The following is a 12,288-nucleotide window of genomic DNA, read 5'->3' on the forward strand; positions in this document are numbered from 1 at the left end:
CGTCAGCGCGAGGAAAGAGGCGGAACGATGAGCACAGGGCACGAGGTCGGGACGGCGACCGCGCATCGGGTGGTCATTCTGGGAGCGGGGTACGCGGGGATGGCCACGGCGATCCAGCTCGCGGCCCGGGTCAGGCGGCGCGAGGGTGTGCGGGTGACCCTGGTGAACGCGCAGGAGCGGTTCACCGAGCGCCTGCGGCTGCACATGACGGCGACCGGGCAGCGGCTCGCCGAGATGAGCATCCCGGAGTTGCTGGACGGCACGGGCGCACAGTTCGTGCGCGGCTGGGTGACGGCGCTGGACGCGGACGCGAAGACCGTGCGGCTCGACGACGACCGGGTGTTGCACTACGACACCCTGGTGTACGGGTTGGGCGGTGTGGCCGACACGGAGTCGGTGCCGGGTGTCGGGGACCACGCGTACACGCTGAACAGCGTCCAGGACGCCGAGGTGCTCGCTGACTCGCTGGCGCGGCTCGGCAGCGGCACCGTGGTGGTCGGTGGCAGTGGTCTGACCGGCGTCGAGTCGGCCGCGGAGATCGCCGAGCGGCACCCGGAGCTGACCGTCGTGCTGCTGGGTCGGCAGGAGCCCGGCTCGACCATGATCCCGAAGGTCAGGGCACATCTGCGGTCCGCGCTCGATCGCCTGGGCGTTCGGGTGCGCAGCGGGGTCGAGGTGGTGAAGGTGCTGGCCGGTTCGGTCGAGTTGGCTGGCGGGGAGACCGTCGCCGCCGACGTCGTCCTGTGGACGAGTGGCACGCGGGTGTCGCCGCTGGCTGCCGCCGCCGGTCTGACCGTCGATGGTCGCGGTCGCGTCGTCACCGACCCCGCGCTGCGGTCGGTGTCGCACCCCGACGTGTACGCCGTGGGCGACGCGGCCGCGATCCGTCAGCGTTACGGCGTCATGCACGGCACCTGCCAGGGCGGCATGCCGTCCGGGGTGCACGCCGCGGTGACGATCGCCCGCGCACTGGAGGGCAGGAAGGCCGAGCCCTTTCGCTTCGGCTACTACCACACACCGGTGAGTCTGGGACGGCACGACGCGGTCGTCCAGTTCACCCACCCCGACGACAGCCCTCGACGGCTGTATCTGACCGGCCGTCGAGCGGCCTGGTACAAGGAGACGGTGACTGCCTCACCCTGGCCGACGTACGGCCGCATGAAGCGGATGCCGTCCGCGGGCGCGTTCTGGCCCCGCGGTGGCCGCTTCACCCGGGTTCGGGACGCGCGGTGACCCATCCGTTCCGGGAGCTCGACCAGCAGGTCTACAACGAGCATCGCAACCTGCTGTTCTCGGTGGCATACCGCATTCTCGGCACGGCGGCCGACGCCGAGGACGCGGTCCAGGACGCCTGGATCAAGTGGTCGGCCGCCGACCGCGCACAGGTGGCCGACCCCAGGGCCTATCTGACGCGGATCGTGTCGAACCTGGCCATGGACCGGCTGCGTTCCACCCGGCACAAGCGTGAGACGTACGTCGGGCCGTGGCTTCCGGAGCCGATTCTCACCACCGGGGACACCGCCGACGCCGTCACGACCGCCGAGTCCGTCTCGATGGCCATGCTGGTGGTGCTGGAGACACTGAGTCCGCTGGAGCGCGCGGTGTTCGTCCTCAAGGAGGTCTTCGACCTCAGCCATGCCGAGATCGCGGAGGCGGTGGAGCGTTCCGAGGCCGCGGTGCGCCAGGCCGCGCACCGCGCTCGTGAGCACGTGCGGGCCCGGCGGCCCCGCTTCGTCGCGGACCGGTCGCGGCAGCACGAGGTCACCCGGCGGTTCTTCGCCGCCGCGACCGGTGGGGACATCAACGCCCTCATGGAGCTGCTGTCGCCGGACGTCGCACTCTGGACCGACGGTGGCGGCAAGGTTCGCCAGGCCATGCGTCCGGTGGTGGGGGCACAGACGGTGGCCGCCTGGTTCACGGCCATCGGCACCGTCACCTACCAGGGTGTCGAGCCCGCCGACATGAGCGCCGAGCTGGTCGAGATCAATGGCGGGCTGGGCATGATTTTCCGCGGGTCGGGTCGGGTGGTCGCCACCGTCACCGTCGATGTCGACGCCAGCGGGCGCATCATCGGCATCCACAACGTCGCCAACCCCGACAAACTCCAGGCCGTCGCCGACGGCACCGCGCGCGACGTCCGTACCCGATCAGTTCCTCCGCGCTGACGCGGGTGACGGTCGGTGCGGCCGGGACCCGGTCGATGCCCTGACCAGACGGTACGTGGGCGCAGGTTTGCGGGGCGGGCGGCTCGGATACTCGTCGCGCATGTTTGACGGTTTCACCGACGAGAGGGTCGACGTCGGGGAGGTGGAACTTCGTGTCCGGCACGCCGGGCAGGGGCCCCCGGTGCTCCTCGTCCACGGCCATCCGCGCACGGGGTCGACGTGGCACCGGGTGGCACCACAGTTGGTGGACCGCGGCTTCACCGTCGTCTGCCCTGACATGCGGGGCTATGGCCAGTCCGGCAAGGCGAGAATCCTCGCGGACCACTCTCAGCAGTCCAAACGGGCGGTCGCGGCGGACCTGGTCCGACTGATGGACATCCTGGGTCATCCGACATTCGCCACGGTCGGGCACGACCGCGGCTGCTACGTGGCGTTGCGCCTGGCGCTGGACCATCCCGACGTGGTCAGCCGACTCGTGGTCCTCGACGGTGTGCCCATCAGTGAGGCCCTCGCCAGGTGCGACGCGAAGTTCGCCCACGACTGGTACCACTGGTTCTTCTTCGCGCAGCCCGACAAGCCCGAGCGAGCCATCACCGCCGACCCGGACGCCTGGTACGCCAGCAAGGCCCAGCCGCAGAGCATGGGGGCCGACAACTACCAGGAGTTCCGGAAGGCCATCCACGACCCGGCAACGGTCCGGGCGATGCTGGAGGACTACCGCGCCGGCCTGGGCGTCGACCGGGAGCACGAGGAAGCCGACCGGCGTGCCGGTCGCACGGTCCGCTGTCCGACGCTGTTCCTCTGGTCGACCCGCGACGACATGGAGGACCTCTACGGTGATCCGCTCGCCGTCTGGCGGCCCTGGGTCGACGATCTGCGCGGCCACCCGATCGAGTCCGGGCACCACGTCGCCGAGGAGAATCCCGACGACCTCACGACGACGCTGCACACCTTCCTCGCGTGACCATGCCATCGGCCCGTAGGCCCTCGTGCTGGCGTCGTTCGGACCGAGCGGGCGTGAGTGTTTCATCGACGCCGCCGACTGTTCGGCGGACACGCCCGGGGCTACTCAGGCCCGATTCGTCATCGGCCGTACCTCGGTGGCCGCACTGACGCATCCACGACTCTCAGTGGGCGGTCCGCCGATCTAGGGTGCGGGGCATGGGGGTTCCCGTGCGGCTACGCATCGTCGGCGACGAGGTGACGGTCGAGTACGGCGGAGTGCGTACCCGGCACCGCGTGACGGCAGAGCGGCACCGCATCGATGCCGACCTGCGAACGGTGACGACCGCGCGGCGTCGTGCGGCAGGCCAACGGGCGTCCGGCGGCGCCGTCGACCGCTACGTCGACGCGCTCGACCAGCTCGGCCGCCGCCTCGGTGAGCACTTCCTGGCCGGCCCCACGGGTGCGGCGCTGACCGCGGCGATGCGGGCGGCGCAACCCGGGCCCTTGCGGGTCGAGGTCGACGTGCCCGACCACGCACTCACCGACCTGCCGTGGGAGGCCCTGGTGCCGCCGGGCGAGACCGTGCCGCTCGGGCTCGACCGACGGGTGCAGCTCTGCCGCACCGTGGACGGCGGGACCGAGGCCGCGAACACGCCCACCGACGGGCCGTTGCGGATTCTCGCCGTCGTGGCCAGCCCCGAACGCGGTGCCGACACGCTGCTCGACTACGAGGCCGAGGTCGACCGGCTGCTGTCGGCGACCGATCCCGCGGTGCACGGAGGCCGTGGCGCCGAGGTCGACGTGCTCGAGTGGGGCACGCTGACGGCGATCGAGGAGGCGGTGCGGGCCGGCGCGTACCACGTGGTGCACGTGACCGCCCACGCCGACGCGGGGACCCTGCGCCTGGAGGACGACGACGGCTATCCCGACGACGTGACCACCGCCCGGCTCGCGGCGGCGGTGCTGGCCGGCGCCGGGGCCGCACCGGTCGTGGTGCTCGCGGCCTGCTCCACCGGCGTCGGCTCCGGCGCGGGCGATTCGGACGAGTTCAGCGGCCTGGCACGCGGTCTGATGCACCACGGCGTACCGACCGTGCTGGCGATGACCTCGGCGGTGAGCGACGCCTACGCGACCGACCTTGCCGGCGCGTTCTACCGGATGCTCGTCACGGACGACGTCACCGACCCGCTGACCGCACTGACCCGGGCCCGGCACGAGTTGGAGGACGCCCGGCAGGTCTCCACGCCGACCTCGCCGGGGCAGAACCAGGTGGAGTGGTGGGTTCCGGCCCTCTACACCCGCGTGGCGCCGGGCCCGCTGTACCGCACGGGCACCGCACCGCCGACACCACGCCCGGCGCGGGCGACCTTCGTCGGCCGCCGCGGCGACCTGCGCGAGCTGGGTAAACTCCTGCGCTCACCGCGACCGTTCCTGCTCCTGCACGGGCTTGGCGGCAGCGGGGTACGCACACTCGCCGGGACGCTCCTCGCGCGGCTGACCCCCCAGCCGAGAGTCGTCCAGGTCCGCTGCGACCAGGGCGTCGACGGGGTTCTGCGGGATCTCCGCGAGGCGCTGGGCGAGCCCCAACAGGAGATCGTCGGCTCCTGGCTGCACCACCTCCAGGCCCTGCACCCCGCGCTGCGCGACGGCCCGGTCGCGCTCGTCGCCGAGGTGCCCGACGACGCGGTGCTGCCCCCGCAACGACCGGGCGACGCCGACTGGCGGCTCGCCGACCCGCAACTGGCCCGGTTCTTCGCCGCGTGGACCCGGCTCGTGCCGGCCGAGCCCCTGCTGATCGTGGCGGGCCAGCGGTTCACCATCGGCGGCGAGCCGCCTGTGCACCGCCACCAGGTCGGGCCGTTGGCCCCGGCGGAGGCACGGAAACTCGCCCGCCGCCTGTCCACCCTGGACCCGGCCGAACAAACCCGGGTACGCGAGGCCGTCGGCGGGCATCCGGGCACGTACCGGCGCATCGGCGCGCTGGCCGACCGGCGCGGGCCGGATGCTGACGTGCAGCCCCTGATCGACCGTGCCGTCACCGACTCGGTGGACGAGGCCGGGGTGCACCGCCTCGCCGACCACACCGACCAGCAGTTGCTGGCGGACGTCGCGGTGTTCGGAGAACCGGTCGACGCCGACGCCTTCACGGCCCCTTCGTCGGGTGTACCGCTCCAGGCGGCGCTGGACCGGCTCTGCGCCAGCGGCCTCGTCGCCCGTACCGGCGATCACTACCTGGTGGACCGCTGGGTGGCCGGCGCGCTGCTGAGGCGGTGGCCGGACGCGGCCGAGGTGGCGCACCGCCGGGCCGCCACCTACTGGCGGACGGTCCGACGGCCGCACGACCCCGCGGCCGCGCTGCTGCACGCCCGGGACCACCTGGCGGCCGTCGGCGAGCGCGACGAGGCGCTGCGGGTCAACGACCAGGCCTGCCGGCTGCTCGCCGACGTGGGTCGATGGGAGCACGCACACGAGCAGTACCTCACGGTGAGCGACTGGGTCGACCCGGGCTCCGCGTCGTACGCCCGCATCGCGCGTGCCATCGGCGACCTCTGGGCGCTGGCCGGGGACGACGCGGAGGCCGAGGCCCACTTCGACCGGGCGCTGATCACCTTCCGTCGACTCGCGGACGAGGGCGAGATCGTGGAGACCCTGCGCCGTCTCGGGGAGGTGGCGTTGCGGACCGGCGAGGCGACCCGGGGCCGGCGGCTGCTCGACGAGGCGCGCGCCCGGGCGGAGGCGCTCGGTGCGGCGCTCGGTATCGCCACCACCTACCGCTACCTGGGGCGCGCGGACCTGGAGCAGCACCGCTACACCGAGGCGGAGGTGCACCTGCACCGTGCTCTCGCGCTCTACCAGGCAGAGGCCGACCACCGCGGCGTCTGCCTCGTCCAACTCGATCTCGGCGACCTCTACCGGGCGCAGCGGCTGCGCGACGAGGCCAGGATCGCCTACCACCGGGCCAGAAACACCGCCCGGGAGCATTTGCCCACGGCAATGGCGATCAACGCGCTGTACGTCCAGCGACTCGGTGGTCTCGCCGAGGACAGCGACGACCTCACCGGCGCCCAGGACTGCTATCGGGCCGCGCTGGAGGCGTACGAGCTGCTCGGGGACCTGCCGGGGCAGGCGCAGGCCCACCGACTGCTGGCACACCTGGAGGAACGGCACGACCGACCGGACGCGGCGCTGGCCGCGTACCGCGATGCACTGGAACGTGCCGAGGACGCCAGGGACCTCCAGGCGCAGGCACGGGCGTTGACCGGCCTCGCGGGCGTGCACCAGCGACTCGGCCGCACCGAGGAGGCGATGACCGACACCGTGCGCGCGTTCCGGCTCGCCCGCCACAGCGCCACCCCGTCCGCCATCGGCGGTCCTGTCGAGGAGTTCCTCGATCTGCGCGAGGAGATCGGGGCACGGGAGTTCGACCGCCTCCTGGCGTCGGCAGCCGACACGGAGACCGCCGCGCTCATCCGTCGGTGGATGCGCCGCCACGATCCGGTCGCGCGACCACGGGCCGGCAGGGTGACGGGACTGCTCACGTTCTCCGTGGGCCTCGCCGCCATGTCGTGGCGCCGCAAACCCCGGCAACTGCTGACCTCCTTGCGGCGCGACACCACCGGCTACGTGACCGACCGGGCATGGCCCACCTTCCTGTTCGCGGCGGTCACCGCAGGCGTCCTGCTGGCAACCGGTGCGGTGCTGCGCGCCACCGGGCTCCCGCAGACACCGCAGGCGTTGCTGTTCACCGTGCTCGCGGGTGTCGAGGGGGCGGTGGCGGCGCAGCTGGTCACCGCACTGCGCGGTGTGCGCCGGGCGCCGGGCCGCTTCGCCGCGATCGTCGGTCAGCCGGTCGTCTGGATGGCCGGAGCTGGCGCCTGGCTCGGCGGGCTGGCCTGCGAACGGGCCGGTCGTCCGGCGATACCGGCCGCGCTCAGCCCGCTGTTCTACCCGGGGTTTCGCCGCGACAGCCGCTGGGGCACACCCGTCCTCGACGTGGACCTCCCCACCATGGGCCGCCTGGCCGGGTATGCCCTGCTCGCCGTGGCGGTCTTCGTCGTCTGTGCCGCGTCCGCCCACCGGCTGCGGGCGACCGAGCCACTCCGCTGGCCCACGCAGTTGCGGCTGCCCAACCCCCGCCGAGGATTCCACGAAACCCACGTCGACGTGCTGGTGCGGATGGTGAAGGACGACCGCCGACCCGACGAGAGACCAGAGGTCCGCAGGCTCCTCCTCGAAGCGGCGGGCAAGGCGTACGCCAGCGGTGCGGGAGGCAAGGCCGCCGAGGCGCTGGCCTGGGCGTACGACATCGACGAGCGCTCCGGCCGATGGTCGACCATGGGAAGCACCGTGCACGAGTTGGCTGCCCGGACGGCCGAGAGCGTCACCACCGTGTGCGGCCCGGTCGGCCCCGACGTGGCCCTCGCCCTCCTGGAGGCCGCCGCCGAGAGGGACCCGCTGCGCGGCCGGACGGTGCTTGCCGCCTACTGCTCCCACCTCTGGCGCAACCCGCCGGACGGGCAGCCCGCCGAGGACCAGGCGGACCTCGCCGTCCGCGCCCTGCAGATCTACACCGAGTTGCTGGCGACGGACATGGTGCGGTTCCGGCCGTACGTGGTGATGGCGTTCGCCGACCAGGCCGCGTCCCTGCGTGTGCACGGGGACATGATCACGGCGCTGGAGCTGCTGCGTTTCGCGATCACCACACTCAAGGAGCACGACCGCGACGTCGACTGGTGGCGCGTCGACCTCGCGGCCTTCGAGGCGGCCCTGGCCCGGTGGCTGATCGAGTTGGGCCGTACGGCCGAGGCCGCCCAGGCCGTCGGGCAGATGCTGGCCGACGTCGCCGACACCTTCACCGACCCCGGTCAGGAGATGCCGCCCGCTCTGCGTGAGGAGGTCGCCGACCTCACCGGCTGGGCCGAGCGATCCGGCACCACCTCCACCGACGAGGAGCGCCGATGACGCTACCCACCTCCGCGTACGCGGTCGCCGTCTTCCTCGTCCTCGTGCTGCCCGGCATCGTGTTCGGCGTCGTACGGGCGGCTGTCTCGGGCTTCCGCCCGCACGACCGCGACTGGGCGCCGCGTGTTCTGCAGGCCATCCTGGTCAGCGTCATCCTCGACGCCGTCTACCTGCTGGTGCTGGGCGCGCCGGCGGTCAGCAGGGTGGCCGACGGCGGAGCGACCCTGACCGCGCAGCCGCGGCTCGCCGCCACCGCGATCCTCGGGCTCGGCGTGCTCGTGCCGGCGCTGCTCGCGTATCTCGGTCACGGCGAGCCACGCTGGCAGCGGGTGACCGTGCTGCGGTGGCTCCGGATCCCGTTGCCACTGCGCCGCACCACGTACTCCCCGGTGCCGACCGCCTGGGACCAGGCCGCAGGTCGCCTCCAGGGCCGGTGGGTCCGCATCCGCCTCACCGAGGGTCGGTGGGTCGGCGGCTGGTTCGGCGTGAACTCCTTCGTCAGCACCTATCCCGAGCCGAGGGACATCTTCATCGAGGACCAGCACCACATCGAGCCGGACGGCACGATCGGTGCGGCCGTGACCGCCAGCGCCGGCGTCTGGGTGTCGCTGAAGGACGGTGACATCGTGGAGTGGCTGCACCCCGAGGACTCCAACGACCCGGAGACCATCTAGCGAGGGAGGCCCCGCATGGGCATCTGGCCGTTTCGCCGCAAGAGGGCGGTCGAACGCGAGTTCGGCGGTCTTCTCGGCGGCGAGGACGACGCCCGCACCGCGACGGCACGTACCGCACCGCCCAAGCCGGCGAGCCCGCCCTCGGGCCGATCCGGCACCAGTGGTGCCGCCGACGAGGCAGCACCGGCGGACCCGGGCTGAGCGTCGGTCGCGCGGATCTGGTCGGGAGCCTGCCTGAACCCGGTGCGACCCGGGGTGCGTGGAGGTCAGCCGCCGGGGCGCTTGGCCGGTGGCGTTCGACGAGGGGCGCGCGGGGCGATGTTCGATGCCCCGCGCGCCCCTCGACGTCAGCCGGCGACGGAGCGGAAGACCGGGTAGTAGCCGCTGGACTGGCCGGCCGCGGTCGGGTGGTAGGAGATGCCGAGGTTGGCGAAGTTGAGGGCGTGCAACCACTTGTCGCCGTAGCTGCACAGCTGGTGCCCGACGAACTGCGACCGGACGTCGGCGAAGGTGAAGCCGGCGGTCTGGGCGGCACTTCGGGTGAGGTCGTTCACCAGGTTGATGCCTTCGTTGATCTTCGCACGCGAGGTGGCGCTGAGCCCGATGCACGTCGTGCCCAGCTGGTAGAAGACCGGGTAACCGACGACCACCACGCGGGCCGAGGGCGCACGGGTACGAATTCCGCTGTAGACGGTGCGCAGCAGGTTGGCGAGGTCGGCCCGCGCCTTGTCCTCGGCGGTCTGCACGGCGGCCACGCAGTCGTTGGTCCCGTAGAGCACGCAGGTGGTCATGATGTTGGCGAATCCGACATCGTTGCCGCCGACCGTGACGCTGACCAGCGTCGTGGTGGCGCTGAGCGCGCTGAGCTGCGTGTTGGTCACGGTGGCGGTGGTGGCACCGGAACAGGCAACCGACCGGTACGACGCGGGCCGCACGTTGGCGGCGTACAGCGCCGGGTAGGCGTTGGTGCTGCGCTGACAGGATCCGCTCTCGGCGGTGTAGCTGCCGGCACCCACCCCCGAAGAGTAGGAGTCGCCGAGGGCGACGTAATGGTCGCTGGGAGCGGCCTCGGCGGGCGCTGCCAGAGTGAGGGTGGCGCCCAGGGCCGTGGCCAGGCTCAGGGCGAGGGTTGCCAGACGGGATCTCCGCACGTCGCGCTCCGGTGGTGGTAGGAGGTGTGGTGTGACATAGATATCACTGGATATCGACGTGGGAAAGATCCTCGGCCGACTCCTGGGGGTGCGGCCCCGTCGACAGGGGCTGGGGACCGCGCCTCACCGGCCCTCCCCGCGGCGCAGGGCAGGGGTCCGACGGGATCTCGGCGGCGTCACCGGGCTGGCACACTGGTGGACATGGTCGACTGGCACACGCAGGCCGACGTGGGTGACGACGTCATCCGGATCTCGGAGCCGCACGTCAACGAGCTGCTGTCCGCGAACTTCTGGTGGCTGGGCGGCAACGATCGTGACCTGGTGATCGATGCCGGGCTCGGTGTCGTCGCCCTGCGGGAGGCGATTCCGGGCCTGTTCGCACGCGATCCGATGGTCCTGCTGACGCACGCGCACCTGGACCACGTCGGTGGGGCAGCCGAGTTCGCCGACCGGGCCGCACACCCCGCGGAGGCGGGAGTCCTGGCGGCGGGCGTGCCGGCGAGCCTGTACGGCGCGGAGCTATACGACAAACTCGGGATCGACCCAGCGGGAGAACCGGTCCCGGAGCTCATGCTCGACGCCCTGCCCGCTCCCGACTACGACCCGGCCAGCTACCGCATCGCACCGCTGACCCTGAACCGCCTGCTCGACGACGGCGACCGGATCGACCTGGGCGGGCGGGTGCTGACCGTGCTGCACCTCCCCGGCCACACACCGGGCAGCATCGCCCTGCTGGAGGAGCGCACCGGGACCCTGTACTCCGGCGACATCGTCTACGACGGCGCCCTGATCGACGATCTGCCGAACTCGGACGTGGCGGCCTACCGGCAAAGTATGCGGATCCTCGCCGACCTCGACGTGTCCGTCGTCCACCCCGGGCACGGGCACAGCTTCGACAGGGCACGGCTTCGCCAGTTGGCCGACACGTACCTGAGCAGGAAGGGCTGAGGGTACGTCGGTTCGAGGGACGTGGGCATCGTCGCGCACGATGCGTGCGACCACGCTCGCGCCTCGCTCCTCCGGGGGAGTCAGGCCCACCCAGAGAGGGAGGCGTCGGGGTGCTGGCGTGGCCACAGTGGTGGTATGCCCGCTGCCACCGATCGTCGCTGGGCGCACGGCGCCCTCGCATGGTTGATCTTCTTTGTGGTGTCGCACGTGATCCTGGTGCTCTTCCCCGGTGACGATCCGACCGGTGGTGGCCCCTGGGACATGAGGGCCTACGTGATCTTCAACGTTGTGCTCATCTCGATGTCGGCCATCGGGGCAGTCGTCGTCCTGGCCACCGTCCGCCCGACCTCTCGGCATCTGCCTCGCTGGTTACTGCTGGCGCCGCTGGTCTGTGGCAGCGTGCTGCTCGTCATCCGGGGTGTGCCGGGGATGGCCGAGAATCTGCTGATGGTCACAGGTGTCCGTCGCGGCGGCGTGATGGGAGCCGCCGACATCTCGGCGGGCGAGTTCTGGATCGGCATCGCCATCAACACCTACTTCTTCACCGGGGCGGTGTTGCTGGTGGGGACCACCGTCTCCTACAGCCGCCGATCAGCGAGAAGATCAGCTGACCCGTCTCGGTGAGGCAGCCGGTTCTGTCGCTGACCGTGCGCGTACAGACGCGTGGCACGCGAACATGGGGTGTCTCGGCGTCGCATCCTTCGCCGGCGTTCGGGGTACAGGCCGTCGATGCGACTTCATCACGGTGAGACCGAAGCCGTCGGCTGGCGGCGGGCGACCGTGGTCGACGTGGTCCGCCAGCTACGCGATGCCTCACCCGACGTCACCGGACGTCCGCGGGTGATCGCGATCGATGGCCGGGGTGGTGCGGGCAAGACGACCCTGGCTGAGAAGCTGCGCACGGTGCAACCCAGCTCCGCCATCGTGCACACCGACGACGTCGCCTGGAACCACGCCTGTTTCGACTGGGGCGCCGTACTCGCCGAGAACATTCTGCAACCCCTGCACCGAGGGGAGTCGGTGGGCTTTCGCCCCGATGCCTGGGTCCGTCACGATCGGGCGGGATCGATCACCATCCCTGCCGGCGTCGACGTCGTGTGGGTCGAGGGCACCGGCATCATCCGGGAGGAGCTCGACCCGTGGTTGGACGCCTCCGTGTACGTGCAGGGAGATCTTGACGAGCAGGAACGGCTGCTGGTCGCTCGCGACGGCGACTCTCCCGAACAGCGGGAGCACGTGACGAACTGGCTGCGGGAGGAACTGCCGTTCATGCTGCGAGAACGACCCTGGTCCCGAGCCACCCTGATCGTGGCCGGCTCTTCGCGGATCGACCACGACCCGGACACCGAACTGGTCGTGGCCCCACCGGTCAGCCCCTAGCAGGCGTTCTCGCGCACCGTATGGTGGCGCAGTGATCCCCTGCGTCGTGCACTACCGAGCGCA

The 12,288-nt window shown here is 71.7% G+C and carries 10 protein-coding genes; 9 read left to right on the plus strand and 1 reads right to left on the minus strand.

Annotated features, from left to right (window positions below; translation table 11 throughout):
• Positions 1 to 27 precede the first annotated feature (27 nt).
• The 6 genes from LADH09A_RS09725 to LADH09A_RS09750 all read left to right on the plus strand — a co-directional run bounded on the left by LADH09A_RS09725 (position 28) and on the right by LADH09A_RS09750 (position 8,947).
• Positions 28 to 1,233, plus strand: a complete 1,206-nt coding sequence (locus LADH09A_RS09725) for an NAD(P)/FAD-dependent oxidoreductase (RefSeq protein ID WP_238644551.1) — start codon at positions 28 to 30, stop codon at positions 1,231 to 1,233.
• Positions 1,230 to 2,165, plus strand: coding sequence for an RNA polymerase sigma-70 factor (locus tag LADH09A_RS09730; RefSeq protein WP_238644552.1), 936 nt, complete (start codon positions 1,230 to 1,232; stop codon positions 2,163 to 2,165). The genes LADH09A_RS09725 and LADH09A_RS09730 overlap by 4 nt, the downstream gene beginning before the upstream one ends.
• Positions 2,166 to 2,265: 100 nt before the next feature.
• Positions 2,266 to 3,129 carry an alpha/beta fold hydrolase gene (locus LADH09A_RS09735; protein WP_238644553.1) on the plus strand — a complete coding sequence of 288 codons (864 nt, stop codon included), beginning with the start codon at positions 2,266 to 2,268 and terminating at the stop codon, positions 3,127 to 3,129.
• Positions 3,130 to 3,326: 197 nt separating this feature from the next.
• Entirely contained in the window at positions 3,327 to 8,072 is a 4,746-nt protein-coding gene (locus tag LADH09A_RS09740) for a CHAT domain-containing tetratricopeptide repeat protein (RefSeq protein ID WP_238644554.1), read from the plus strand.
• A complete protein-coding gene (locus LADH09A_RS09745; RefSeq protein WP_238644555.1) occupies positions 8,069 to 8,746 on the plus strand; it encodes a DUF6338 family protein in 678 nt (225 codons plus the stop codon). The genes LADH09A_RS09740 and LADH09A_RS09745 overlap by 4 nt, the downstream gene beginning before the upstream one ends.
• 15 nt (positions 8,747 to 8,761) lie before the next feature.
• Positions 8,762 to 8,947 (plus strand): hypothetical protein, encoded by a 186-nt coding sequence (locus tag LADH09A_RS09750; protein WP_238644556.1) that lies wholly within the window; start codon positions 8,762 to 8,764, stop codon positions 8,945 to 8,947.
• Positions 8,948 to 9,093: 146 nt separating this feature from the next.
• Here LADH09A_RS09750 and LADH09A_RS09755 read toward each other — a convergent pair whose 3' ends face one another.
• On the minus strand, positions 9,094 to 9,897 hold the full coding sequence (locus LADH09A_RS09755) for an SGNH/GDSL hydrolase family protein (RefSeq protein ID WP_238644557.1): 804 nt from the start codon (positions 9,895 to 9,897) through the stop codon (positions 9,094 to 9,096).
• Positions 9,898 to 10,098: 201 nt separating this feature from the next.
• Here LADH09A_RS09755 and LADH09A_RS09760 point away from each other — a divergent pair, with 201 nt between their 5' ends.
• The 3 genes from LADH09A_RS09760 (at position 10,099) to LADH09A_RS09770 (ending at position 12,225) form a co-directional block, all read left to right on the plus strand.
• Positions 10,099 to 10,845, plus strand: coding sequence for an MBL fold metallo-hydrolase (locus LADH09A_RS09760; RefSeq protein ID WP_238644558.1), 747 nt, complete (start codon positions 10,099 to 10,101; stop codon positions 10,843 to 10,845).
• A gap of 135 nt (positions 10,846 to 10,980) precedes the next feature.
• A complete protein-coding gene (locus tag LADH09A_RS09765; protein WP_238644559.1) occupies positions 10,981 to 11,469 on the plus strand; it encodes a hypothetical protein in 489 nt (162 codons plus the stop codon).
• A 105-nt stretch (positions 11,470 to 11,574) separates the two neighbouring features.
• Positions 11,575 to 12,225, plus strand: a complete 651-nt coding sequence (locus LADH09A_RS09770) for a uridine kinase family protein (protein WP_238644560.1) — start codon at positions 11,575 to 11,577, stop codon at positions 12,223 to 12,225.
• The last annotated feature ends 63 nt before the right edge of the window (positions 12,226 to 12,288 follow it).

The sequence above is a fragment of the Micromonospora cabrerizensis genome, assembly GCF_022230955.1.
In the GTDB taxonomy this organism is placed as follows: domain Bacteria; phylum Actinomycetota; class Actinomycetes; order Mycobacteriales; family Micromonosporaceae; genus Micromonospora; species Micromonospora cabrerizensis.